The 25,631-nt window shown below is 43.8% G+C and carries 28 protein-coding genes; 25 read left to right on the top strand and 3 right to left on the bottom strand.

The annotated features are described in order from the left end of the window. The first annotated feature begins 165 nt into the window (after window positions 1–165). From NSS75_RS13685 to NSS75_RS13650, 8 genes are read left to right on the top strand one after another with little or no spacing between them, the layout of a single operon-like run. A complete protein-coding gene (locus NSS75_RS13685; protein ID WP_003226126.1) occupies window positions 166–684 on the top strand; it encodes a YqeG family HAD IIIA-type phosphatase in 519 nt (172 codons plus the stop codon). Between the two features lie 2 nt (window positions 685–686). After that, on the top strand, window positions 687–1,787 hold the full coding sequence (yqeH, locus tag NSS75_RS13680; RefSeq protein WP_101861064.1) for a ribosome biogenesis GTPase YqeH: 1,101 nt from the start codon (window positions 687–689) through the stop codon (window positions 1,785–1,787). Between the two features lie 18 nt (window positions 1,788–1,805). Then, the gene (gene aroE / locus NSS75_RS13675) at window positions 1,806–2,642 is read left to right on the top strand and encodes a shikimate dehydrogenase (protein ID WP_038954228.1); all 837 of its coding nucleotides are present in this window, start codon (window positions 1,806–1,808) and stop codon (window positions 2,640–2,642) included. Further along, window positions 2,642–2,932, top strand: coding sequence for a ribosome assembly RNA-binding protein YhbY (gene yhbY, locus NSS75_RS13670; RefSeq protein WP_339233384.1), 291 nt, complete (start codon window positions 2,642–2,644; stop codon window positions 2,930–2,932). The genes aroE and yhbY overlap by 1 nt, the downstream gene beginning before the upstream one ends. Before the next feature lie 10 nt (window positions 2,933–2,942). Further along, on the top strand, window positions 2,943–3,512 hold the full coding sequence (locus tag NSS75_RS13665) for a nicotinate-nucleotide adenylyltransferase (protein ID WP_010335014.1): 570 nt from the start codon (window positions 2,943–2,945) through the stop codon (window positions 3,510–3,512). Next, on the top strand, window positions 3,502–4,062 hold the full coding sequence (yqeK, locus tag NSS75_RS13660; protein WP_106020125.1) for a bis(5'-nucleosyl)-tetraphosphatase (symmetrical) YqeK: 561 nt from the start codon (window positions 3,502–3,504) through the stop codon (window positions 4,060–4,062). Before NSS75_RS13665 ends, yqeK begins: the two co-directional genes overlap by 11 nt. 17 nt (window positions 4,063–4,079) lie before the next feature. Continuing rightward, window positions 4,080–4,436 carry a ribosome silencing factor gene (gene rsfS / locus NSS75_RS13655; protein WP_024122115.1) on the top strand — a complete coding sequence of 119 codons (357 nt, stop codon included), beginning with the start codon at window positions 4,080–4,082 and terminating at the stop codon, window positions 4,434–4,436. Continuing rightward, window positions 4,433–5,176 carry a class I SAM-dependent methyltransferase gene (locus NSS75_RS13650; protein WP_024122114.1) on the top strand — a complete coding sequence of 248 codons (744 nt, stop codon included), beginning with the start codon at window positions 4,433–4,435 and terminating at the stop codon, window positions 5,174–5,176. Before rsfS ends, NSS75_RS13650 begins: the two co-directional genes overlap by 4 nt. Window positions 5,177–5,240: 64 nt before the next feature. On the opposite strand, the gene comER is transcribed toward NSS75_RS13650, so the two are convergent. Beyond that, window positions 5,241–6,062 carry a late competence protein ComER gene (gene comER, locus NSS75_RS13645; protein ID WP_095713318.1) on the bottom strand — a complete coding sequence of 274 codons (822 nt, stop codon included), beginning with the start codon at window positions 6,060–6,062 and terminating at the stop codon, window positions 5,241–5,243. Window positions 6,063–6,145: 83 nt separating this feature from the next. Between comER and NSS75_RS13640 the strand changes: the two genes are divergently transcribed. The 3 genes from NSS75_RS13640 to NSS75_RS13630 all read left to right on the top strand — a co-directional run bounded on the left by NSS75_RS13640 (window position 6,146) and on the right by NSS75_RS13630 (window position 9,733). Further along, window positions 6,146–6,763: a helix-hairpin-helix domain-containing protein gene (locus NSS75_RS13640; protein ID WP_339233380.1), complete on the top strand. Its 618-nt coding sequence runs from the start codon at window positions 6,146–6,148 to the stop codon at window positions 6,761–6,763. A 66-nt stretch (window positions 6,764–6,829) separates the two neighbouring features. Continuing rightward, window positions 6,830–7,399: a ComE operon protein 2 gene (locus tag NSS75_RS13635; RefSeq protein WP_010335007.1), complete on the top strand. Its 570-nt coding sequence runs from the start codon at window positions 6,830–6,832 to the stop codon at window positions 7,397–7,399. A gap of 3 nt (window positions 7,400–7,402) precedes the next feature. Then, window positions 7,403–9,733 carry a DNA internalization-related competence protein ComEC/Rec2 gene (locus NSS75_RS13630; protein ID WP_339237638.1) on the top strand — a complete coding sequence of 777 codons (2,331 nt, stop codon included), beginning with the start codon at window positions 7,403–7,405 and terminating at the stop codon, window positions 9,731–9,733. Between the two features lie 38 nt (window positions 9,734–9,771). Here the strand turns inward: NSS75_RS13630 and NSS75_RS13625 are convergent, their stop codons facing one another. Next, the gene (locus tag NSS75_RS13625; protein ID WP_010335005.1) at window positions 9,772–9,906 is read right to left on the bottom strand and encodes a YqzM family protein; all 135 of its coding nucleotides are present in this window, start codon (window positions 9,904–9,906) and stop codon (window positions 9,772–9,774) included. Between the two features lie 40 nt (window positions 9,907–9,946). On the opposite strand from NSS75_RS13625, the gene NSS75_RS13620 reads away from it, so the two are divergent. Both NSS75_RS13620 and holA read left to right on the top strand, forming a co-directional pair. Beyond that, window positions 9,947–10,096 (top strand): hypothetical protein, encoded by a 150-nt coding sequence (locus NSS75_RS13620; protein ID WP_003229985.1) that lies wholly within the window; start codon window positions 9,947–9,949, stop codon window positions 10,094–10,096. Between the two features lie 39 nt (window positions 10,097–10,135). After that, a complete protein-coding gene (gene holA / locus NSS75_RS13615; protein ID WP_095713316.1) occupies window positions 10,136–11,179 on the top strand; it encodes a DNA polymerase III subunit delta in 1,044 nt (347 codons plus the stop codon). A 14-nt stretch (window positions 11,180–11,193) separates the two neighbouring features. Here holA and rpsT read toward each other — a convergent pair whose 3' ends face one another. Then, the gene (gene rpsT / locus NSS75_RS13610) at window positions 11,194–11,460 is read right to left on the bottom strand and encodes a 30S ribosomal protein S20 (RefSeq protein WP_010335003.1); all 267 of its coding nucleotides are present in this window, start codon (window positions 11,458–11,460) and stop codon (window positions 11,194–11,196) included. A gap of 203 nt (window positions 11,461–11,663) precedes the next feature. Between rpsT and gpr the strand changes: the two genes are divergently transcribed. The 12 genes from gpr (at window position 11,664) to mtaB (ending at window position 25,596) form a co-directional block, all read left to right on the top strand. Then, complete coding sequence (gpr, locus tag NSS75_RS13605) at window positions 11,664–12,770, top strand: GPR endopeptidase (protein ID WP_044154490.1); 1,107 nt, start codon at window positions 11,664–11,666, stop codon at window positions 12,768–12,770. A gap of 62 nt (window positions 12,771–12,832) precedes the next feature. After that, entirely contained in the window at window positions 12,833–14,038 is a 1,206-nt protein-coding gene (gene spoIIP, locus NSS75_RS13600; RefSeq protein WP_101861061.1) for a spore autolysin SpoIIP, read from the top strand. 16 nt (window positions 14,039–14,054) lie between these two features. Then, entirely contained in the window at window positions 14,055–14,393 is a 339-nt protein-coding gene (locus NSS75_RS13595) for a YqxA family protein (protein ID WP_024122107.1), read from the top strand. Between the two features lie 133 nt (window positions 14,394–14,526). Then, window positions 14,527–16,362 (top strand): translation elongation factor 4, encoded by a 1,836-nt coding sequence (gene lepA / locus NSS75_RS13590; RefSeq protein WP_044154493.1) that lies wholly within the window; start codon window positions 14,527–14,529, stop codon window positions 16,360–16,362. Window positions 16,363–16,417: 55 nt separating this feature from the next. Continuing rightward, entirely contained in the window at window positions 16,418–17,557 is a 1,140-nt protein-coding gene (gene hemW / locus NSS75_RS13585; protein WP_024122105.1) for a radical SAM family heme chaperone HemW, read from the top strand. Window positions 17,558–17,637: 80 nt separating this feature from the next. Continuing rightward, on the top strand, window positions 17,638–18,669 hold the full coding sequence (hrcA, locus tag NSS75_RS13580; protein ID WP_095713313.1) for a heat-inducible transcriptional repressor HrcA: 1,032 nt from the start codon (window positions 17,638–17,640) through the stop codon (window positions 18,667–18,669). Window positions 18,670–18,741: 72 nt separating this feature from the next. Further along, window positions 18,742–19,305, top strand: a complete 564-nt coding sequence (gene grpE, locus NSS75_RS13575; protein ID WP_024122103.1) for a nucleotide exchange factor GrpE — start codon at window positions 18,742–18,744, stop codon at window positions 19,303–19,305. Window positions 19,306–19,328: 23 nt separating this feature from the next. After that, window positions 19,329–21,164: a molecular chaperone DnaK gene (dnaK, locus tag NSS75_RS13570; RefSeq protein ID WP_024122102.1), complete on the top strand. Its 1,836-nt coding sequence runs from the start codon at window positions 19,329–19,331 to the stop codon at window positions 21,162–21,164. Between the two features lie 196 nt (window positions 21,165–21,360). After that, entirely contained in the window at window positions 21,361–22,488 is a 1,128-nt protein-coding gene (dnaJ, locus tag NSS75_RS13565) for a molecular chaperone DnaJ (protein ID WP_024122101.1), read from the top strand. 24 nt (window positions 22,489–22,512) lie between these two features. Further along, the gene (gene prmA, locus NSS75_RS13560) at window positions 22,513–23,448 is read left to right on the top strand and encodes a 50S ribosomal protein L11 methyltransferase (RefSeq protein WP_213417748.1); all 936 of its coding nucleotides are present in this window, start codon (window positions 22,513–22,515) and stop codon (window positions 23,446–23,448) included. Window positions 23,449–23,470: 22 nt separating this feature from the next. Then, a complete protein-coding gene (locus NSS75_RS13555; RefSeq protein WP_103672287.1) occupies window positions 23,471–24,241 on the top strand; it encodes a 16S rRNA (uracil(1498)-N(3))-methyltransferase in 771 nt (256 codons plus the stop codon). Beyond that, window positions 24,241–25,596, top strand: a complete 1,356-nt coding sequence (gene mtaB / locus NSS75_RS13550) for a tRNA (N(6)-L-threonylcarbamoyladenosine(37)-C(2))-methylthiotransferase MtaB (protein ID WP_024122098.1) — start codon at window positions 24,241–24,243, stop codon at window positions 25,594–25,596. The genes NSS75_RS13555 and mtaB overlap by 1 nt, the downstream gene beginning before the upstream one ends. Window positions 25,597–25,631 lie beyond the last annotated feature (35 nt).

Raw genomic sequence — 25,631 nt, 5'->3', positions numbered from 1 at the left:
TCTAAAGAGTGATGTAATAAGAGTGGATAGTGTGTGTAAATTTATCCACACCTGGTGAAGAAACCCAATTTTTGTCGAAATTTTTTTGCTCAGTTTTTCTTTAAGCGCAAGTTCGATTTTTTTCGACATGAATTTTAAGAGAAAGAAAAGGGAAGGGTGCGGGTTTTGTTAAAAAAGTTTTTTTTACCTGACGAGTTTGTTAAAAATATTTTTCATATTACACCTGAAAAATTAAAGGAACGAAATGTAAAAGGAATTATCACTGACCTGGATAATACACTTGTTGAATGGGACAGACCAAACGCAACACCGCGATTGATCGAGTGGTTTGAAGAAATGAAAGAGCACGGCATTAAAGTGACGATTGTCTCTAATAATAATGAGCGAAGAGTAAAACTTTTCTCGGAACCGCTCGGCATACCATTCATCTATAAAGCAAGAAAACCGATGGGCAAAGCTTTTAATAGAGCAGTGCGTAATATGGAGCTGAAAAAAGAGGACTGTGTTGTCATCGGAGACCAGCTGCTGACTGATGTACTCGGCGGGAACCGTAACGGCTACCATACGATCCTGGTCGTGCCTGTCGCTTCCTCGGATGGCTTTATTACGCGCTTTAACCGCCAGGTCGAACGCAGAATACTGAGTGCTCTCAAACGAAAAGGGCACATTCAGTGGGAGGAGTAAGAATGGAAAAGGTTGTTTGTATCGGCTGCGGAGTCACAATCCAAACCGAAGACAAAAATGGTCTGGGATACGCGCCGCCGGCTTCGCTTTCTAAAGAAAGTGTGATTTGCCAGCGTTGCTTCAGACTGAAAAACTACAATGAAATACAAGACGTTTCCTTAACGGATGATGACTTTTTAAACATCCTTCATGGAATTGGAGAAACTGATTCTCTCGTTGTTAAAATTGTTGATATTTTCGATTTTAACGGCAGCTGGATTAATGGATTGCAGCGCTTAGTCGGAGGCAATCCTATATTGTTAGTCGGAAACAAGGCGGATATTCTGCCTAAATCGCTCAAAAGAGAACGGCTGATCCAGTGGATGAAGCGCGAAGCGAAAGAGCTTGGCTTAAAACCGATTGACGTATTTTTGGTCAGTGCGGGACGCGGCCAGGGAATCAGAGAAGTCATTGATGCGATTGAGCATTACCGTAACGGCAAGGATGTTTACGTTGTCGGCTGTACCAATGTAGGGAAATCAACGTTCATTAACCGGATTATTAAAGAAGTGTCAGGTGAAGACAACATTATCACGACATCCCAATTCCCGGGCACAACTCTTGATGCAATTGAAATTCCGTTAGATGACGGCTCTGCGCTTTATGATACACCAGGAATCATCAATCACCATCAAATGGCGCACTATGTAAACAAAAAGGATTTAAAAGTACTCTCGCCCAAAAAGGAACTGAAGCCGCGCACATTCCAGCTAAACGATCAGCAAACGCTGTATTTCGGCGGACTGGCAAGGTTTGATTATGTTTCAGGTGAAAGAGCTGCCTTTGTCTGCTATATGCCGAATGAATTAATGATTCACAGAACGAAACTGGAAAATGCAGACGCGCTTTATGAAAAGCACGCAGGAGAATTGCTCACACCGCCGGGAAAAGATGATATGGATGAGTTTCCAGAGCTGGTTGCCCATACGTTTACGATGAAAGAGCAAAAGACAGATATCGTTTTCTCTGGGTTAGGCTGGGTAACGGTGCATGACGCGGATAAAAAAATAACGGCTTATGCGCCAAAAGGCGTTCACGTATTTGTTCGGCGCTCATTAATTTAACAAAAAGGGGAGAGGAGTATGAAGAAGCTGTACGGGGTTATCGGAAATCCGATTGCGCATTCCATGTCGCCGGATATCCATAACGCGGCTTTGAAGGATCTTGGCTTGGACGGACACTACCATGCATTTAAGGTGGAAGAGAATCGTCTGGAAGATGCGGTAAAAGGGATAAGAGCTCTTGGTGTACAAGGCATCAATGTGACTGTTCCGCACAAGGTTTCCATCATGGATCATCTCGATCATATTGATGAGAGCGCAAAAGTGCTTGGTGCCGTTAACACTGTCAGAAGAGAAGGAGACAAGCTTGTCGGATATAATACAGACGGAGAAGGCTTTGTGAAATCTTTAATGAGAATTTTGGACAAACCAGTCTCCGAACTGTCTTTCTTAATGATCGGCGCGGGCGGGGCAGCCAGAGCGATTTTTACAACGATCGTCCGCGACAATCCGGAAAAGTTTGATATTTGCAACCGAACGATAGAAAAAGCCAAACAGCTCGCAGAATCTGCTCCCTCGTTCCGCAATGTAGAAGTGTTAAGCATAAAAGAAGCAGAAGAACGGCTTGAGCAGTATGATGTAATTATCCATACAACATCTGTAGGCATGTATCCAAACGTGGAAGATATTCCGCTTTCATTGCAGCGTGCTGCAAGCAGTGCGGTTGTTTGCGATATCGTGTATAATCCGATTCAGACTTCACTATTAAAAGAAGCAAAGCAAAAAGGTCTGAAAACACTGGATGGAGTCGGCATGTTTGTTGAGCAGGCGGCATTGTCTTTCCGCTTGTGGACGGGACATGAGCCTGATGTTGAAAAAATGAGATCTATTGTAGTAGGGAAATTAGGAGGAAAATAATGTTAATAGGAAAACAAAAACGTTTCTTGCGTTCAAAAGCGCACCATTTAAGCCCAATTTTTCAAGTAGGAAAGGGCGGAGTCAATGACAACATGATTAAACAAATTTCTGAAGCGCTTGAAGCGAGAGAGCTGATTAAAATCAGCGTTCTTCAAAACTGCGAAGACGATAAAAATGATGTTGCGGAAGCTCTTGTAAAAGGAAGCCGCGCACAGTTGGTTCAGACGATCGGCAATACAATTGTTTTATATAAGGAATCAAAGGAAAATAAACAAATCGAGCTTCCTTAAGGTGGTTGAAATGAAGAAAATCGGAATTTTCGGAGGCACGTTTGATCCTCCGCATAACGGTCACCTTTTAATGGCGAATGAGGTGCTGTATCAGGCGGAGCTCGACGAAATTTGGTTTATGCCCAATCAAATTCCTCCGCATAAACAGGATGAAGACTATACAGACAGTACTCATCGGGTGGAAATGCTGAAGCTTGCTATTCAGTCTAATCCATCCTTTAAGCTGCAGCTGGCTGAAATGGAAAGAGAAGGGCCGTCATATACCTTTGATACCGTTTCTTTACTAAAGCAGCGATATCCGAATGATCAGCTTTTCTTTATTATCGGTGCTGACATGATTGAATACCTGCCGAAATGGTATAAGCTGGACGAGCTGCTGAATCTTATTCAATTTATCGGAGTAAAGCGCCCCGGTTTTCATGTTGAAACCCCTTATCCGCTTCTCTTTGCAGACGTTCCGGAGTTTGAGGTATCATCGACTATGATAAGGGAACGGTTTAAAAGCAAGAAGCCCACTGACTACTTAATCCCTGATAAAGTGAAGAAGTATGTAGAGGAGAATGGTTTATATGAATCGTGAGAAGGCACTTGCCTGCGTCAAGCAGCAATTGACCGAGCACCGATATATCCATACAATTGGCGTAATGAACACGGCGATTGAACTTGCGGAGCGCTTTGGCGCCGACTCCAAAAAAGCGGAAACGGCGGCTATCTTTCATGATTACGCCAAATTCCGCCCGAAAGAAGAAATGAAACAAATTATAGCCAGAGAAAAAATGCCCGCGCATCTGTTGGATCACAACCCGGAACTGTGGCATGCTCCGGTCGGCGCTTACCTAGTCCAGAGAGAAGCGGGAATTCATGACGAAGATATTCTTGACGCGATCAGATATCATACCTCTGGGCGTCCGGGCATGACGCTTTTGGAAAAAGTCATTTACGTTGCTGATTATATTGAACCAGGCCGTAAATTTCCCGGTGTCGATGAGGTGCGTGAACTTGCAGAAACGGATTTGAATCAAGCGTTGATTCAGTCGATCAAAAATACAATGATTTTTCTAATGAAAAAAAATCAACAGGTTTTCCCAGATACATGTTTAACTTATAACTGGCTTGTGTCTGGCAAATGAACAGGAGGAATATGTGAATGAATCAAACGTCCATTTTAAAGATTGCAGCTGCGGCTTGCGACGATAAGCGGGCAGAGGATATTTTAGCACTAGATATGGAAGGAATTTCTCTGGTTGCGGATTATTTTCTGATCTGCCACGGTAATTCAGACAAACAAGTGCAGGCCATTGCGCGTGAAATCAAGGACCAGGCTGAAGAAAACGGCATTGAAGTCAAAAAGATGGAAGGCTTCGATGAAGCAAGATGGGTATTAGTTGACCTTGGGGATGTCATTGCCCATGTGTTTCATAAGGATGAAAGAAGCTATTACAACCTAGAAAAACTGTGGGGAGACGCTCCTCTCGCAGACCTGGAACTTGGAATGAACCAATGATTTACCAAGGCTTTGCAAGCGTGTATGACGAGTTAATGTCTCACGCACCTTACGACAAATGGACAAAGTGGATTGAAGCATCTCTACCGGAAAAAGGCCGTATTCTCGATTTGGCATGCGGCACCGGAGAAATTTCAATCCGGCTTGCCGAAAAAGGCTTTGAAGTCACCGGGATTGATCTCAGTGAAGAAATGCTTTCTTACGCCCAGCAAAAAGTACCAGCTAAACAGCCGATTCTTTTCCTTCAGCAGGACATGAGAGAGATTACCGGATTTGAAGGCCAGTTTGACGCGGTTGTGATCTGCTGTGACTCCTTGAATTATTTAAAAACGAAAAATGACGTAATGAATACCTTTAAAAGTGTATTTCAGGTGCTGAAGCCGGACGGCATATTGCTGTTTGATGTTCATTCACCGTATAAAATAACCGAGGTTTTTCCTGGGAGCACGTTTGCTGATCAGGACGAAGATATCAGCTATATTTGGCAAAGCTTTGCCGGAAGTGAAGAGCTTTCCGCCATTCATGATATGTCGTTTTTTGTTTGGAACGGAGAGGCGTACGACCGCTTCGACGAAACACATGAGCAAAGAACGTTCCGAGTGGATGAATACGAAGAAATGCTGGCAAGCTGCGGCTTTCAGCTTCATAAGGTTACCGCTGATTTTACCGATTCAGCGCCGTCACCACAATCTGAACGCCTGTTCTTTAAAGCACAGAAATCAAAAACCATCGTTTACTAAGACGATGGTTTTTAAAATGCCTTTTTACCCTTTTGCATATAACAAACGGCTATGACATACTCGTTTACACATGAAACTGCTTCTTCACCGCGGAAATATCCTCTTCGTACTTCAAATGCGTATTTTGAAACACCCGATGAAACATATCCTGTACACCGCTTTCGAGTGCTTTAATGCCTTCTCCTGTCACGCCGCCTTTTACGCAAACCTTTTCCTGTAATGCAGGAAGGGTATACAATTCTGTTTCTAACAGTTTTCCCAGCCCGACAAGCATTTCTTTACACATGAGTATAGCGTCCTGTTTAGACACTGACGTTTCCGTAACGGCTGCATCTATAAACCGCTGAATCAGATAGCTCATAAAAGCGGGTCCGCAGCTTACGATATCTGACGCTACTCTTGTGATGTCACTTTCAATTTGCAGCGGATTAGAAATGTGCTTCATCAGCTCGTTGATTTTTGTTTTTGCTGCCTCCCCGCAACTTTTACCGAAGGTGACAAGAGAAACGCCAGCAAGCGCCCGGTTTGTAATACTCGGGATAACTCGTGCCACTTGACATGGCACATACTGTTCCAGCTGATCAGTCTGAAGCGGGCTTGTAATTGAAATGAGAATGTGATCCTTTGTTAAATAAGGGACTGCCCTTGACAATAATGGATATATATCAAGCGGCTTTACACAGATGAAAATGATCTCATTTTCTGCAACAAGCTTTTCAAGGCTCTCTGTTACGTTTAAGCTGTTGTAGCGGTTTTTTATCTTCAACGCTTTTTCAATTGTGCGGTTTGTGATTGTGATGTTTGAGGGATCGGCTGCTTGTGATTCAATAAATGATTCTATAAGGATCGTACCCATATTTCCAGTGCCGATAAAGCCAATCTTCAATGATTTCCCCTCCTTTGAGCTATTATCCTCTAAACCATATGTGATAAAGAAACAAAATATGACGAAAGCGGGGCGCATGCAAGTTGAATTGGTTGAATCAACATAAAACGATAATCATGTCAGTTGGCTCTGCTGCTGTTCTCATTGCAGTTCTTTGCCTCTTTTTTTTCAGCGGAAATAACAAAGAGCCTGTAAAACAAGTTGTATCTAGTGAAAAGGAAAATGAGGAGGTCAAGCAGGAAGCAACAAAAGACAAAGCGGAAGAAAATATTGTAATCGATATAAAAGGCGCTGTTAAGCATCCCGGCGTTTATGAAATGCATACGGGAGACAGAGTATCGCAGGCTATTGAGAAAGCAGGCGGCATTGGTGAAAAAGCAGATGAAACGCAAGTGAATTTGGCGGAACTTTTACAGGACGGTACAGTGGTGTATATACCGAGTAAGGGAGAAGAGGCGGCACAGCAAGCGGCCGGCGGCGCTGTACAAAGCAGTACGGGGAAGGAGACTTTGGTCAATATCAACACAGCAACATTAGAGGATTTACAAAACATTTCGGGAGTAGGGCCTTCAAAAGCCGAAGCGATTATTGCGTATCGGGAAGAGAACGGGCGTTTCCAGACAATCGAAGATATCACAAAGGTTTCGGGAATTGGCGAAAAATCTTTTGAAAAAATAAAGTCTACCATTACAGTAAAGTGAATTGACGGTCATACATGATGATAGGTAAACTAAAGAACAGGCAACACAACATTTGGAGGGAACAACGTGGAACGAATTTCATGGAATCAATATTTTATGGCTCAAAGCCATTTACTGGCACTGCGCAGCACCTGCCCGAGATTGTCTGTCGGCGCTACCATTGTCAGAGATAAACGTATGATCGCAGGAGGCTATAACGGATCAATCGCAGGCGGCGTACATTGCGCGGACGAAGGATGCTTAATGATAGACGATCATTGCGCGAGAACGATTCACGCGGAAATGAATGCGATTCTTCAATGCTCTAAATTTGGAGTGCCGACAGATGGAGCGGAGATATATGTCACGCACTATCCGTGTATTCAATGCTGTAAGTCTATCATTCAAGCCGGTATCAAAACAGTATATTACGCTGAGGATTATAAAACACATCCGTATGCCCAGGAGCTATTTGAGCAATCAGGCGTTACGGTTGAACAGGTTGAACTCGATGAAATGATCGTTGATCTGAAAAACAGAGAAAAGCTTTCATTTGTAGCGGGGCTTTTAGAAAAATTAGCGGATGCCGGTCTTGCAGAGGAAGATTTGAAGAAAATACATGAACAGGCTAATAAACTTTTTACGAGTTATGTGTGATTGATGCGGAATTCGCGTCTATTATTGCCTTTGGCGGCAGCTTCAGCAACGGCTGGAATTGCTGCCGCCTCTTATTTCTCCGCTGTCTTTCTCTTCTTCCTCTTTCTTCTTATTGTGTCAATCAAAACAAGGCACGCTCCACTCATTTTTGTTTGTTTATTCTCTTTTGTACTCAATGTTGCCCTGTTTAAGATCACAGATTCTCAAAATACTTCTTCGTATCAGCAGGGCAGCTATCACTTCAAGGCGGTTATTCATAGTATTCCTAAAATTGACGGGGATCGGATGTCTATGCTGATCAAGACGCCCGATGGCGAAAAATGGGCTGCCTCTTATCGGATTCAGTCTTTAGCTGAAAAAGACAAACTGTCACATCTAGAGCCGGGTATGGCATGCGAATTGACTGGTACTTTGGAGAAGCCAAAACAAGCAACAGTGCCGGGAACATTTGATTATCAACAGTATCTTTACCGGCAGCATATTCATTGGAGCTATTCTGTCACATCTATTGGAAATTGCAGCGAGCCTTCAGATGTCCGGTATAAGCTTCTCAGTTTGAGAAAATACATCGTATCATTTACGAACACGCAGCTTCCGCCAGATTCAGCAGGAATCGTACAGGCGCTTACAGTAGGTGAAAGATCTTATTTAGATGACGATGTGCTTAATGCTTACCAAAGTCTAGGTGTTGTCCATCTGTTAGCCATCTCAGGACTCCATATCGGGATTTTGACAGCAGGCCTATTTTACGCAATGATCCGTCTGGGCATAACAAGAGAAAATGCGTCAATCCTATTGCTTTTGTTTCTGCCGATCTATGTTATTTTGACAGGTGCAGCGCCTTCTGTTCTCCGAGCCGCTCTGATGTCCGGCATCTACTTAGCGGGAAGCCTTTTTCAGCAGCGGGTGAATTCTGCCGGGGTAATCTGTCTTTCGTATATTGTCCTCTTGCTTTTTAATCCCTACTACCTTTTTGAAGCTGGATTTCAGCTTTCATTTGCGGTCAGTTTTTCTTTAATTCTCTCATCGTCTATTTTTCAGCATATCAAAACGAGTCTGGGACAGCTGACGATTGTATCTGTTATTGCCCAGCTAGGCTCACTACCCATTCTTCTGTATCATTTTCAGCAGTTTTCTATCATTAGCATTCCGATGAATATGGTGTTGGTGCCTTTTTATACATTCTGTATTTTACCGGCTGCTATTATAGGAGTTATTCTATTATTTTTTTCAGCGTCCGTCGGTCAATTTCTGTTCTATTGGTTTGATGTAATGATGACCTGGACCAACAGACTGATCACTAAAATCGCTGATATAGAAATATTCACAATCATCATCTCTCGCCCTGCACCTGCTCTTCTTCTCTTATTCACGCTCACTGTCATCATATTGCTTATGAGTATTGAGAAACCCTCATTTCTCCGGCTGACAGTGTCCACAGGCCTTTTTTGTGCAACACTTATCCTGCTCTTTGTTTTCCCTTATGTTAGTTCCGAGGGAGAAGTAGATATGATTGATATCGGACAAGGTGACAGTATGTTTGTCAGTGCACCGTATCAGAAAGGCCGTGTTTTAATTGATACGGGAGGCACTTTGTCTTATTCGTCAGAGCCTTGGCGGGAAAAACAGCATCCTTTTTCACTGGGGGAAAAGGTGCTGATCCCTTTTTTAACGGCAAAGGGCATCAAGCAGCTTGATGCGCTGATACTGACGCACGCAGATCAAGATCATATCGGAGAGGCAGAGGTTTTGCTGAAGCATCATAAAGTGAAGCGTCTCATCATTCCGAAAGGGTTTGTTTCTGAACCTCATGATGAGAAAGTGCTGCGGACTGCCAGACAGGAGGGTGTGGCAATTGAAGAGGTGAAGCGGGGTGATGTATTGCAAATAAAGGACTTACAGTTTCATGTGCTGTCACCGGAAACGCCTGATCCGGCAAGTAAAAATAATTCTTCTCTCGTTCTATGGATGAAAACAGGCAGGCTCAGCTGGCTCCTGACGGGTGATCTGGAAAAAGAGGGGGAACAGGAGGTTATCGATGTGTTCCCAAATATAAAAGCGGATGTGTTAAAGGTGGGGCATCATGGAAGCAAGGGCTCGACCGGTGAAGAATTCATCAAACAGCTTCAGCCCAAAACGGCGGTCATCTCAGCGGGTGAAAACAATAGGTACCATCATCCGCATCAAGAAGTTCTTCAATTGTTAAAGAGCCGATCCATTCGTGTGCTGCGCACTGATCAAAGCGGCACGATCCAATACACGTACAAAAGCGGATCTGGAACCTTTTCTGTTTATCCTCCATATGATACATCAGATATGACAGAGACGAATTAAAAAAGACTGCCGAGAAATCAGCAGCCCGGGCAGTCGTGTTATGAACCAACCAGGTGAATAACCGTTGCCATGACAAACAATAAGGCGAAAAATCCGAAGGACACAACAAAACCAACCGCTGAATCTACAGCATCATTTCGTTTGCTTTGAACGTTTTTTTCAAAATCATTCAATTTCATCCCCCCTGACTGACTTAAGTATAATGGAATCGTTTTGAAAAATCTAGAAGCTAAGGTAACGTTTTCTGTTCTGGTGATTATCGCCTTTTTACAAGCTGTCCCGGGGGCTTGCGAACAGGCGTTTAATATAAATGGGGAAGCAGCTGTCAGGCTTCCTCTTTACTATTTTGCAAACTCAATTTAGGATAGAAGGGGATGATGAAAGAGAGGAAGTCGTACAACAATGGTATTTGATGTGTGGAAAAGCCTGAAAAAAGGAGAAGTCCATCCGGTTTATTGTTTATACGGAAAAGAGACGTATCTGCTCCAGGAAACCGTCAGCAGGATCAGACAGACGGTGATTGATCAAGAGACGAAAGATTTCAACCTGTCTGTTTTTGATTTGGAGGAAGACCCGCTTGATCAGGCGATTGCCGACGCTGAAACGTTCCCGTTTATGGGGGAGCGGCGCCTTGTCATTGTGAAAAATCCATATTTTTTAACGGGTGAGAAAAAGAAAGAAAAAGTTGAGCACAACGTCAGTGCGCTTGAATCGTATATACAATCACCGGCACCATACACGGTCTTTGTTCTGCTTGCGCCTTATGAAAAACTGGATGAGCGGAAAAAACTGACCAAAGCGCTAAAAAAGCAGGCGTTCATGATGGAGGCAAAGGAATTAAACGCGAAGGAAACGACAGACTTTACGATCAATCTGGCGAGAACCGAGCAGAAAACGATCGGCACCGAGGCGGCAGAGCATTTGGTTTTGCTTGTAAACGGGCATCTGTCATCCCTTTTTCAGGAGATTCAGAAACTCTGCACGTTTATTGGAGACCGTGAAGAAATTACGCTGGATGATGTAAAAATGCTTGTAGCGAGAAGCCTGGAACAAAATATCTTTGAACTGATTAATAAAATCGTCAATCGGAAACGAACTGAGAGTCTGCAAATTTTTTATGACTTACTCAAACAAAATGAAGAACCGATCAAAATTATGGCTCTTATATCGAACCAGTTCCGGCTGATCCTGCAGACGAAATATTTCGCGGAACAAGGGTACGGCCAAAAACAGATTGCCTCTAATTTAAAGGTGCATCCATTCCGGGTAAAGCTGGCGATGGATCAAGCAAGGCTTTTTTCAGAAGCCGAGCTCCGGTCTATTATTGAACAGCTTGCCGTTATGGACTATGAGATGAAAACCGGGAAAAAGGACAAGCAGCTTTTACTAGAGCTTTTTCTCTTGCAGCTGTTAAAAAGAAATGAAAAAAACGATCCTCATCATTGAGGATCGTTTTTGTTTTATGCAGAAAGTCCGTTCACTTTTTTCGCTAGTCTTGATTTGTATCGAGCTGCGGCATTTTTGTGTACAAGACCTGTTTTCACTGCTTTATCAATACGTTTAGCTGCTTCAGTAAGAGCAGTTTTCGCTTTGTCAGCTTCGTTGTTTGCAACAGAAGCTTCAACTTGTTTGATTGCAGTACGCATAGCAGATTTGATTGTCGCGTTATGAGCGCGGCGTTCGTTATTAGTTTTTGTACGTTTAATCGCTGATTTAATGTTTGGCATGTGTTTCACCTCCTAAGATACAACCTGTAGCACAGTGTCTTAAGGTTAAATCTTCTTCACAATAGAACAAATTGTATTCTATCAAACACACCTTTAGATTGCAATATAAATGTAAAGTATTTTTCATTGAAGGAATGCTTTTAAGCATGATTCATTTTATAAATGGAAACAATATGGATACTGAATATCGAAGGAGGCCCTGTATGAAAAAGAGTGAGCTGGATGTAAATCAGTATTTGGTACGTACGGATTTAGCGGTTGAAACGAAGGAAGCCATGGCTAATCAGCAGGCTGTGCCTGCAAAAGAGATAAAAGGTTTTATCGAAAAAGAACGCGATCATGGCGGAATAAAAATCCGCACTGTTGATATCACGAAGGAAGGCGCTGAGCTTTCAGGAAAAAAAGAAGGACGTTATTTAACAATTGAGGCCCAAGGGATCAGAGAAAATGACTCGGAAATGCAAGAGAAAGTCTCTGCTGTATTTGCGGAAGAATTCTCAGCCTTTCTGGAAAGCCTTAAGATCTCAAAGGATGCGAGCTGTTTAATTGTCGGCCTCGGCAACTGGAACGTGACACCTGATGCGCTCGGTCCGATGGCTGTAGAAAATCTATTGGTGACAAGACATTTATTTAAACTCCAGCCTGAAAATGTGCAGGAGGGCTACAGGCCTGTCAGCGCATTTGCTCCTGGTGTCATGGGAATTACAGGCATCGAAACAAGCGACATTATTAAAGGGGTAATCGAACAGTCAAAACCTGATTTTGTGATTGCCATTGATGCACTTGCGGCGCGTGCGGTAGAAAGGGTCAACACAACCATTCAAATATCAGATACAGGAATTCACCCGGGGTCAGGCGTTGGAAATAAACGCAAAGACTTGAGCAAGGACACCCTGGGCGTACCTGTCATTGCAATCGGTGTACCAACAGTCGTTGACGCGGTAACAATTGCCAGCGATACGGTTGACTACATATTAAAGCATTTTGGCAGAGAAATGAGAGATGACAGTCCGTCGAGATCGCTTGTTCCGGCGGGAATGACGTTTGGGAAAAAGAAAGTGCTTACTGAAGAGGATCTTCCCGACCCAAAACAGCGTCAATCGTTTCTCGGCATTGTCGGGACTCTTGAAGAAAACGAAAAGCGGCAGCTCATTCATGAGGTGCTGGCGCCTCTGGGCCATAATTTGATGGTCACACCGAAGGAAGTCGATTCATTTATTGACGATATGGCAAATGTGCTGGCAAACGGATTAAATACAGCGCTTCATGAAAAGGTGTCTCAAGAAAACAAAGGCTCCTATAATCACTAAACGGTTCTACTTCCTCTAGCTTGTTCATAGAGTAATTACTAGACAAGCGCTGGAGGGATTCAATGAGAAATAAACGCAGAAACAGACAAATTGTTGTTGCGGTGAATGGCGGGAAAGCGATAAAGGCGATCTTTCTATTTATCGCATGCCTAGTAGTGATTTTTGTTTTATCTGGTGTGCTGACGTCTCTCCGGCCGGAACTCAGGCCTTCGTCTGACTCTTTTTACGGGATTGCCGACGAACTGCCGGGTGACGTATTTGCACACTTGCTGCGGATGGAAAACCATTATTTCGCTTCTGACCTTTCTCAAACCGACAGCTCATTTCATCTATCACGTCTTTCTTTAAAGCTGGCGACAAGTATTAATCTCGAAGATCCGCGAAGTTTTCTTGGACGCGAGCTGCCTGGGTTTGCGCAATTTGACACAGAGATTCTTTTAGCGGGACAAGGCACCGATTATACAAACATGCCGTCGGAATCCCCGCCGCCTTCAAAGGTGATGCAGGAAGAAAGAGAAGCGAATTTGGCGGAGATTGAAAAACAGCAGACGCAAACAGACAATACGAAAAAAGACCCGCCAAAACAAACAACCGGCGATAAGAAGGTTGTCTTTATCTATCACACGCACAATACAGAATCTTATCTCCCGTTATTAAAAGGTGAGACCGACCCCGATATGGCGCGTCATTCTAAAGCAAACGTCACCCTCGTGGGGGACATGTTCGGAAAAGCGCTGCAATCTCAAGGTATCGGAGCCACAGTTAATAAAACGGATATACAGGCAAAACTGAGCAAAAAAGGGTTGAATTATGCCAGATCCTACGATGAATCAAGGCCGGTCGTACAGGAAGCCCTTGCGTCAAACAAAAATCTGCAATATATCATTGACATCCATAGAGACTCCAGGCGCAAGAAAAATACGACGGCAACCATTAAAGGGAAAAGCTATGCCCGGGTGGCGTTTGTGGTCGGCAAAAAAAGTAAGAATTTCGAAGAAAACTACAAAATTGCAAGTGAGCTTCACAAGCTGATGGAGAAAAAATACCCGGGACTCAGCACAGGGGTCTTTTCTAAAGGCTCACCAGGCGATAACGGAGTTTACAACCAAGACTTAAACGACAGAGCGCTTTTGCTTGAATTCGGCGGAGTGGACAACAATCTCGAAGAGCTGCAGCGGGCGGCTGACGCAACCGCTGACGTATTCAGCGAAATGTACTGGGATGCTGAAAAGGTTAACGCTGAAAGCGGCGAGACGAAAAAACAATAAGAAATAGGTGGTCGAGTTGATTGCATATCTTGGCAAATGCTTGCTTCTTGTGGCGATGATGTTTATAGGCGTCCTGTTCGGCATGCAGCAGGCGAATAACGGCATGCTGAGCATGAAAGGCTATCATGATCCTTCACTGAAAGGCGCGTTTACGCTCACAGACGGAGAAAATAATGAAAAAGAAGCGACCGTTTTAGGGGAAACAGTAACCTCGAAAGATTTAGAAGAAAAACAAAAAGAGCTGGAACAGGTGGAAACCTTTAACGTTTTCTCTAAAGCCGGAAAAACGCTTTCTGACACAGTGACCAACACAGCCCAATCGATGTATGAATGGATACGGGATATGAGAAAATAAGTGCTTGAAAGAGAAAAGCAGCCCCAGTATGAGAGGGAACTTTTCTCTTTCTTGTTTTACATTGAATCTTTACAATCCTATTGATATAATCTAAGCTAGTGTATTTTGCGTTTAATAGTAGGAGTGATAGATTGTGACAGATAAAGAAAAGCGTTTAGAGAGGCAGTCGAGAATTCGGAATTTCTCCATCATCGCCCATATTGACCACGGAAAATCGACCTTAGCGGATCGAATTTTAGAAAAAACGTCGGCAATCACTCAACGAGAAATGAAAGAACAATTGCTTGATTCTATGGATCTTGAACGCGAACGGGGCATCACCATTAAATTAAACTCTGTTCAGCTTAAATACAAAGCGAAAGACGGAGAGGAATATATTTTCCACCTGATTGACACACCGGGACACGTCGATTTCACATATGAAGTATCCCGAAGCCTTGCTGCCTGCGAAGGAGCGATACTTGTCGTGGATGCGGCGCAAGGAATTGAAGCGCAGACGCTTGCGAACGTTTACTTGGCGCTTGATAATGACCTTGAAATTCTTCCAGTCATTAATAAAATCGATCTGCCAAGCGCAGAGCCGGAACGAGTTCGCCAAGAGGTGGAGGATGTCATCGGCCTTGACGCATCGGAAGCCGTGCTCGCTTCAGCAAAAGCCGGGATCGGGATTGAAGAGATATTAGAGCAGATCGTAGAAAAGGTGCCTGCTCCGACCGGAGATCCAGAGGCGCCGCTTAAAGCGCTGATCTTCGACTCGCTTTATGACGCTTACCGCGGTGTCGTGGCTTATATCAGAGTCGTTGAAGGAACGGTAAAGCCGGGGCAAAAAATCAAAATGATGGCAACCGGCAAAGAGTTTGAAGTGACAGAAGTCGGTGTGTTCACGCCGAAAGCAACTCCGACAGATGAACTGACCGTCGGCGATGTAGGCTTTTTAACTGCTGCGATCAAAAATGTCGGTGACACACGCGTCGGTGACACGATAACAAGCGCGGCCAATCAAGCTGCCGAAGCATTGCCTGGATATCGCAAGCTGAACCCGATGGTGTATTGCGGTTTGTATCCGATCGATACGGCCAAATACAACGATTTAAGGGAAGCTCTTGAGAAGCTTGAACTGAATGACTCATCGCTTCAATATGAAGCAGAGACATCCCAAGCGCTCGGATTCGGTTTCCGCTGCGGATTTTTAGGTATGCTTCACATGGAAATCATCCAAGAGCGGATTGAGCGTGAGTTTAAAATCGACCTGATCACAACGGCACCGAGTGTTATCTATGATGTGTATATGACAGACGGCGAAAAGGTTGTTGTCGACAACCCGTCCAACATGCCTGACCCACAAAAGATCGAAAGAATCGAGGAGCCGTATGTAAAAGCGACAATGATGGTGCCGAACGATTATGTCGGTGCGGTGATGGAGCTTTGTCAAGGAAAACGCGGCAATTTTATCGACATGCAATATTTAGACGCAAATCGTGTCAGCATTGTCTATGACATGCCATTAGCGGAAATCGTTTATGAGTTTTTTGATCAGCTGAAATCAAGCACAAAAGGCTACGCGTCCTTTGATTATGAACTGATTGGCTACAAACCGTCTAAACTTGTCAAGATGGACATTATGCTGAACGGAGAAAAGATCGACGCCCTTTCATTTATCGTGCATCGCGATTACGCGTACGAACGCGGAAAAGTAATTGTAGAAAAACTGAAAGAGCTTATTCCGCGCCAGCACTTTGAAGTACCGATTCAAGCGGCGATCGGCCAGAAAATCGTGGCCCGCTCTACCATTAAAGCGATGCGTAAAAACGTATTGGCTAAATGTTACGGCGGAGACATCTCGCGGAAACGGAAGCTTCTTGAAAAACAAAAAGAAGGAAAACGCCGAATGAAGCAGGTCGGCTCAGTTGAAGTGCCGCAAGAAGCATTTATGGCGGTCCTGAAAATGGACGACAGTCCGAAAAAATAATAGAAGCCGCCGCAGTCCTGTACTGCGGCTTCTTTCTGTAAAGAAGGTGAATACATTGAAATCAGCTTATATCCATATTCCATTTTGTGAGCATATTTGCCACTACTGCGATTTCAATAAATATTTTATTCAAAGCCAGCCCGTCGGCGAGTATTTAAACGCACTCGAGAAGGAAATAATAAATACGATAGAAAAAACGGGGCAGCCTGATTTGGATACGATTTTTATCGGAGGAGGCACGCCGACATCCCTCTCTGAGGACCAGCTCAAAAAATTGATGGACATGGTCAGCCGTGTGCTGAAGCCTTCAGACTCTTTAAAAGAATTCGCTGTTGAGGCGAACCCGGACGACCTATCAGCAGAAAAATTGAAAATACTCAAAGAAGCGGGCGTTAATCGTTTAAGCTTCGGTGTGCAAACATTCGAAGACGACCTTCTAGAAAAAATCGGACGGGTGCATAAACAAAAAGACGTATTTGCATCTTTTGAACGTGCAAGGGAAATTGGTTTTGAAAATATCAGTCTCGATTTGATGTTCGGTCTTCCCGGACAAACGCTTAAACATCTGGATCATTCTTTAAAAACTGCTTTATCCCTGAACGCAGAGCATTATTCCGTTTACTCTCTCATTGTAGAACCGAAAACGGTATTTTATAATTTGATGCAAAAAGGGCGGCTTCATCTGCCGGCGCAGGAACAGGAAGCCGAAATGTACGAAACGGTGATGAGCCGGATGGAAGCTGCCGGTATTCATCAATATGAAATCAGCAATTTTGCAAAGCAAGGCATGGAATCTCAGCACAATCTGACGTACTGGAGCAATGAGGAATATTTCGGTTTCGGAGCAGGAGCCCACGGGTATATCGGCGGAATTCGAACAGTAAACGTTGGACCTGTTAAGCATTACATTGACCTGATAGCTGAAAAAGGTTTTCCTTACCGGGATACACATGAAGTGACGATGGAAGAACAAATTGAAGAAGAGATGTTTTTAGGATTAAGAAAAACATCCGGAGTCAGCAAAAAGCGGTTTGAAGAGAAATACGGTCGTTCTCTTGATAAACTGTTTCCCGGCGTTTTAAAAGAGCTTTCTGAAAAGGGACTGATTCTTAACACAGAGTCTGCCGTTTGTTTGACTCATCAGGGAAAATTATTGGGTAATGAAGTTTTTGGCGCTTTTTTGGGTGAGTTATAATTGACATTTTTCTTGTGGTTTGATACTTTTGTTATAGATTTAGCACTCGCTTGTTGAGAGTGCTAACAGAGGTGATGATGATGTTAACAAATCGTCAGCTGCTGATCCTTCAGGTCATAATCAACGATTTTATTAAATCGGCGCAGCCGGTCGGATCTAGAACTCTTTCGAAAAAAGATGAAATCACATTTAGCTCTGCAACAATAAGAAACGAGATGGCTGACTTGGAGGAGCTGGGCTTTATTGAGAAAACCCACTCTTCTTCAGGACGTGTTCCGTCGGAAAAAGGGTACCGGTATTATGTTGATCATTTGCTGTCGCCCGTCAAACTGACAAAAACCGACCTAGACCAAATCCACTCGATCTTCAAAGAAAAAATATTCGAGCTGGAAAAGACAGTTCAAAAATCAGCACAAATTTTGTCCGATCTTACGAATTATACGTCTATCGTACTCGGGCCGAAGTTGAGCGAGAATTATCTTAAACAGATTCAAATCATACCGATTCAGCCCGATAAAGCGGTAGCCATTCTCGTAACCAATACGGGGCATGTGGAAAATAAAACGATTAATTTTCCAACCAAAATGGATCTGTCTGATATTGAAAAGCTGGTAAATATACTGAACGACCGTTTAACCGGTGTTCCGATGGATGAACTGAATGAACGCATTTTTAAAGAAGTTGTCATGTACTTAAGGCAGCACATTAAGAACTACGACAACATCCTTGAAGCGCTGCGTTCAACATTTCATTCGACAAGTCACGTTGAAAAATTGTTTTTCGGCGGGAAAATCAATATGCTGAACCAGCCCGAGTTCCATGATATCGGCAGAGTGCGGTCGCTGCTTTCTCTAATCGAAAAGGAGCAGGACGTCTTGAAGCTCGTCCAATCTTCAGATACAGGCATTTCGATTAAAATCGGAAAAGAAAATGACTATGAAGAGATGGAAAACTGCAGCCTGATTACAGCCTCTTATTCAGTAGATAAGAAGCAAATAGGCTCAATTGCGATCATCGGACCAACCCGTATGAATTATTCACGGGTCGTCAGTCTGCTTCAGCATGTGACTTCAGACTTGTCAAAAGCATTAACAAGTTTGTATGATGAGTAAGGGAAATTTGGCAAATTTTATCGAAGGGCATCACCCGCCCTTCTCCTTACACTTTTGAGGGAGGTGAACACAATGTCAGAAGAAAAACAAACCGCGGAACAAAACGAAACAGAAGAGCAAGAAGTAATCGAAGAACAAGCTGCCGCTGAAGAACAGCAGGAAGAAACAAACGAAAGCGAACTTCTTCAAAATCAAATTAACGAATTGCAAGGTTTGCTTGAGGAAAAGGAAAACAAACTTTTGCGTGTTCAAGCAGACTTTGAAAACTATAAACGACGCAGCCGCTTAGAAATGGAAGCGTCACAGAAATACCGTTCTCAAAACATCGTTACTGAATTGCTGCCGGCTCTTGACAGCTTTGAAAGAGCGCTTCAGGTTGAAGCCGACAATGAACAGACGAAAAGTTTGCTCCAAGGAATGGAAATGGTCCACCGCCAGCTCGTAGAAGCCTTGAATAAAGAAGGCGTAGAAGCAATCGAGGCTGTAGGACAGGAATTTGATCCGAACCTTCACCAAGCCGTTATGCAGGCTGAAGATGAAAACTACGGCTCCAACATTGTCGTTGAGGAAATGCAAAAAGGCTACAAGCTGAAGGATCGCGTCATTCGCCCTTCCATGGTAAAAGTGAATCAATAATTACATAGCAGGAGGTTATTCAAGTGAGTAAAGTTATCGGAATCGACTTAGGTACAACAAACTCATGTGTGGCAGTGCTTGAAGGCGGCGAGCCTAAAGTTATTGCTAACGCTGAAGGAAACCGCACAACTCCATCAGTTGTCGCATTCAAAAACGGCGAACGCCAAGTAGGGGAAGTGGCTAAACGCCAATCTATCACAAACCCTAACACAATTATGTCTGTCAAACGCCATATGGGTACAGATTACAAAGTTGAAATTGAAGGAAAAGATTACACTCCTCAAGAAGTGTCTGCTATCATCCTTCAACACCTTAAATCATACGCTGAAAGCTATCTTGGCGAAACAGTATCAAAAGCAGTTATCACAGTTCCTGCATACTTTAACGATGCTGAGCGTCAAGCGACAAAAGACGCTGGTAAAATCGCAGGTCTTGAAGTAGAACGTATCATCAACGAGCCGACTGCAGCAGCGCTTGCATACGGACTTGATAAAACAGATGAAGATCAAACGATCCTGGTATACGACCTTGGCGGCGGTACATTCGACGTTTCCATCCTTGAACTTGGCGACGGTGTATTCGAAGTTCGTTCAACTGCCGGTGACAACCGTCTGGGCGGAGACGATTTTGACCAAGTTATCATCGATCATCTTGTGTCTGAATTCAAAAAAGAAAACGGCATTGATCTGTCAAAAGACAAAATGGCGCTTCAGCGTTTGAAAGACGCAGCAGAAAAAGCGAAAAAAGATCTTTCCGGCGTATCTTCTACGCAAATTTCTTTACCGTTTATCACAGCTGGAGAAGCAGGACCGCTTCACCTTGAACTTACATTAACTCGCGCTAAATTCGAAGAGCTTTCTTCTCATTTAGTAGAGCGCACAATGGGCCCTGTCCGTCAAGCGCTTCAAGATGCAGGACTTTCTGCAAGCGAAATCGACAAAGTCATCCTTGTCGGCGGATCAACTCGTATTCCTGCCGTACAAGAAGCAATCAAAAAAGAAACTGGAAAAGAAGCGCATAAAGGCGTAAACCCGGATGAAGTTGTAGCGCTTGGTGCTGCAATTCAGGGCGGCGTTATCACTGGTGACGTAAAAGACGTTGTTCTTCTTGACGTTACACCGCTTTCTCTCGGTATTGAAACAATGGGCGGCGTGTTCACAAAACTGATCGACCGCAACACAACAATTCCGACAAGCAAATCACAAGTGTTCTCAACTGCTGCTGATAACCAAACAGCTGTTGATATCCATGTTCTTCAAGGTGAGCGCCCAATGTCTGCCGACAACAAAACACTCGGCCGCTTCCAGCTTACTGATATCCCGCCAGCACCGCGCGGCGTGCCTCAAATCGAAGTTTCTTTCGATATTGACAAAAACGGTATCGTAAATGTAAGAGCAAAAGACTTAGGCACAGGAAAAGAACAAAACATCACAATCAAATCTTCTTCAGGTCTTTCTGATGATGAGATCGAACGCATGGTAAAAGAAGCGGAAGAAAATGCTGACGCTGATGCGAAGAAAAAAGAAGAAATCGAAGTCCGCAACGAAGCAGATCAGCTTGTTTTCCAAACTGAGAAAACATTAAAAGATCTTGAAGGCAAAGTGGACGAAGAACAAGTGAAAAAAGCCAACGATGCCAAAGACGCCTTAAAAGCAGCGATTGAGAAAAACGAATTTGAAGAGATCAAAGCGAAAAAAGATGAGCTTCAAGCAATCGTTCAAGAGCTTTCTATGAAGCTTTATGAAGAAGCTGCTAAAGCACAGCAAGCTCAAGACGGAGCAAACGCTGAAGGCAAAGCTGATGACAACGTTGTCGACGCTGAATACGAAGAAGTAAACGACGACCAAAACAAAAAATAAGTTTCTTTCTGAGTCAGCCCGCTTTTGGGCTGGCTGAAAAGAACATATTTCATAATCTGATTCAATGGTTAGAAAGTCAAAGTCAGGCATCTCTTGGCTTTGACTTTTTTTCTTGCCCGGGATAAAAGGAATTGAAAAATCATAATTCAAAATGATACAATCTAATTTATGTGAGAAATTCGGGAGAGTGAAGTAGATGAGTAAGCGTGATTACTATGAAGTGCTGGGTGTAAGTAAGAGCGCTTCAAAGGATGAAATAAAAAAGGCTTATCGAAAGCTGTCAAAAAAATATCATCCTGACATTAACAAAGAAGCCGGATCAGATGAAAAGTTTAAAGAAGTCAAAGAAGCATACGAAACGCTGTCTGATGACCAAAAACGGTCTCATTACGACCAATTTGGCCATACTGATCCTAACCAAGGCTTCGGCGGCGGCGGTTTTGGCGGCGGCGACTTCGGCGGTTTTGGTTTCGATGATATTTTCTCAAGTATTTTCGGCGGCGGCACTAGACGAAGAGATCCGAATGCACCGCGTCAAGGGGCGGATCTGCAATATACGATGACTTTGTCATTTGAGGATGCCGTTTTCGGAAAAGAAACGACCATCGAGATTCCGCGTGAGGAAACATGCGATACATGTAAAGGCTCAGGGGCGAAACCTGGTACAAATCCGGAAACGTGCTCACACTGCGGAGGCTCCGGTCAGCTAAATGTGGAGCAAAACACGCCGTTTGGTAAAGTTGTCAACAGACGAGTCTGCCACCACTGCGAAGGTACAGGTAAAATCATTAAAAACAAATGTGCGGATTGCGGCGGCAAAGGAAAAATCAAAAAACGCAAAAAAATCAACGTCACAATTCCTGCCGGTGTAGATGACGGGCAGCAGCTGCGTCTCTCAGGACAGGGTGAACCAGGCGTAAACGGCGGCCCTGCCGGGGATTTATTTGTCGTATTCCACGTGCGCGCCCACGAATTCTTTGAGCGCGACGGAGATGATATTTACTGTGAAATGCCGTTAACGTTTGCTCAAGCCGCGCTTGGAGATGAAGTGGAAGTTCCGACGCTTCACGGGAAAGTGAAATTGAAAATCCCTGCCGGTACACAAACAGGAACAAAATTCAGATTAAGAGGCAAAGGCGTTCAAAATGTCAGAGGCTATGGACAGGGTGACCAGCATATCGTCGTCCGCGTTGTCACTCCGACAAACTTGACAGATAAACAAAAAGATATTATCCGCGAATTTGCCGAAGTCAGCGGAAACCTGCCTGATGAACAGGAAATGAGTTTCTTTGATAAGGTAAAACGCGCGTTTAAAGGCGATTAATTATTGGATGAGGAGTTGGTAGTTTTGAAATGGTCCGAATTAAGCATTCACACAACACATGAAGCGGTCGAACCTATCTCAAATATTTTGCATGAAGCTGGTGCGAGTGGGGTTGTGATAGAGGACCCGCTTGATTTAATTAAAGAACGTGAGAATGTGTACGGGGAAATCTACCAGCTCGACCCCAATGATTATCCGAACGAGGGTGTCATTGTCAAAGCGTATCTGCCGGTCAACAGCTTTCTTGGAGAAACGGTAGAGGGCATAAAAGAAACAATTAATAATCTGCTTCTTTATGATATTGATTTGGGCAGAAACCATATCACCATTTCCGAAGTGAACGAAGAGGAATGGGCGACTGCTTGGAAAAAGTATTACCACCCTGTGAAAATTTCTGAAAAGTTTACGATTGTGCCGACGTGGGAGGACTATACGCCGGTACATACGGATGAGCTGATTATTGAAATGGACCCGGGAATGGCATTCGGAACAGGCACACACCCGACAACCGTACTTTGTATTCAGGCGCTTGAACGCTTTGTGCAAAAGGGTGATAAGGTGATTGATGTAGGTACAGGTTCCGGAATTTTAAGTATTGCGGCTGCAATGCTTGAGGCTGAATCGGTTCATGCCTATGATCTTGATCCCGTTGCTGTAGAAAGCGCACGTCTCAATTTGAAGTTAAACAAGGTTAGCGATATAGCTCAAGTCAAACAAAATAATTTGTTAGACGGGATTTCAGGAGAACATGATGTGATCGTTGCCAACATTTTGGCTGAAGTCATCCTTCGTTTTACTTCACAGGCTTATCATCTGCTGAAAGACGGCGGGCACTTTATTACTTCAGGAATTATCAGCCAAAAAAAGCAAGAGGTAAAAGAAGCATTGGAACAGGCTGGTTTTACCATTGTGGAAATCCTCTCAATGGAAGATTGGGTCAGCATTATTGCGAAAAAATAACAGTTAGTAGGTGTCACAGCGTATGCAACGATATTTTATCGAGCTCACGAAGCAGCAAATGGAGGAAGCGCCGGCTATTTCAATTACCGGAGAAGATGTTCATCATATTGTAAATGTCATGAGAATGAACGAGGGAGACGAGATTATCTGCTGTTCTCAGGACGGCTTCGAAGCAAAATGTGAACTTCAATCTGTTACCAAAGAAAAAGTGTCCTGTCTTATGATAGAATGGACGAATGAAAACAGAGAGCTTCCGATAAAGGTTTATATTGCAAGCGGCCTCCCGAAAGGGGATAAACTTGAATGGATTATCCAAAAGGGGACTGAGCTGGGAGCTCATGCCTTTATTCCTCTGCAAGCCGCACGCTCTGTTGTCAAGCTGGATGACAAGAAAGCTAAGAAAAAGCGGGAAAGATGGACAAAAATTGCGAAGGAAGCGGCGGAGCAATCGTACCGAAACGAAGTGCCGCAAGTGCTGGATATCCATTCCTTTCAGCAGCTTCTTGAAAAGGTGCAGAATTTCGATAAATGTGTCGTTGCATACGAAGAGTCATCGAAGCAAGGAGAAACAAGCTCGTTCAGCGCAGTTGTAAGCAGCCTTCCGAAAGGATCATCCCTTTTGATCGTATTCGGTCCCGAAGGCGGTTTAACAGAAGCGGAGGTTGAGCGGCTCACGGCGAAAAACGCTGTTCCGTGCGGCCTCGGACCGAGAATTTTAAGGACAGAAACCGCTCCGCTATACGCGCTGAGCGCAATTTCTTATCATACAGAGTTATTAAGAGGTGATCAATAATGGCAACTGTTGCGTTCCATACGCTTGGCTGCAAAGTCAATCATTATGAAACAGAAGCAATCTGGCAGCTTTTCAAAGATGCGGGCTATGAAAGAAGAGACTTTGAACAAACAGCTGACGTATATGTCATTAATACATGTACGGTAACAAATACGGGAGATAAAAAAAGCCGACAAGTGATCAGACGCGCCATTCGTCAAAATCCTGACGGCGTCATCTGCGTCACAGGCTGTTATGCGCAAACCTCGCCAGCGGAGATTATGGCAATCCCGGGTGTTGACATTGTAGTCGGAACTCAGGATCGTGAAAAAATGCTCGGCTACATCGATCAATATCGTGAAGAGCGTCAGCCGATCAATGGCGTCAGCAACATTATGAAAGCTAGAGTATATGAAGAGCTTGATGTACCTGCTTTCACAGACCGGACAAGAGCGTCATTAAAAATACAGGAAGGCTGCAATAACTTCTGCACGTTCTGTATCATTCCGTGGGCGCGCGGACTTCTCCGTTCACGTGACCCGGAGGAAGTTATTAAACAAGCACAGCAGCTTGTTGATGCGGGTTATAAAGAAATCGTACTTACTGGTATTCATACAGGCGGCTACGGTGAAGATATGAAAGATTACAACTTTGCCAAGCTTTTGAGAGAACTTGACGCCCGTGTTCAAGGTGTGAAACGGATCAGAATTTCGTCCATTGAGGCAAGCCAGATCACAGACGAAGTGATTGAAGTTTTAGACCGTTCAGATAAGATTGTGCGCCATTTGCACATTCCGATTCAATCCGGATCAAACACAGTGCTTAAACGGATGAGACGCAAATACACTATGGAATTTTTCGCTGACCGTTTAAATAAGCTGAAAAAAGCACTTCCGGGCTTAGCCGTAACCTCCGATGTCATTGTAGGCTTCCCTGGTGAAACAGAAGAAGAATTTATGGAAACCTATAACTTTATCAAAGAAAACAGATTCTCTGAACTGCATGTTTTCCCTTACAGCAAACGTACGGGAACGCCAGCTGCGCGGATGGAAGACCAAGTGGATGAAAACGTCAAAAACGAACGTGTACACCGCCTGATTGCACTTTCTGACCAGCTTGCGAAGGAATATGCCTCTGATTATGAAAATGAAGTCCTTGAAATTATTCCTGAGGAAGCATTTAAAGAATCAGATGAAGAAAACATGTATGTCGGCTACACAGACAACTACATGAAAGTTGTTTTCAAAGGTACGGAAGACATGATCGGCAAAATCGTGAAAGTAAAAATACTAAAAGCAGGCTATCCATACAATGAAGGACAGTTTGTCCGTATTGTTGAGGATGACATAACAGAACAAATGCGTATGTCTTCTTAATCTGAAAAACCGGTGCATCTGAATGTGCCGGTTTT

This window comes from Bacillus sp. FSL K6-1012, assembly GCF_037964915.1.
In the GTDB taxonomy this organism is placed as follows: Bacteria; Bacillota; Bacilli; order Bacillales; family Bacillaceae; genus Bacillus; species Bacillus halotolerans.
The sequence above is the reverse complement of the archived record's forward strand: the minus strand, read 5'-3'. Positions and strand labels throughout refer to the sequence as shown.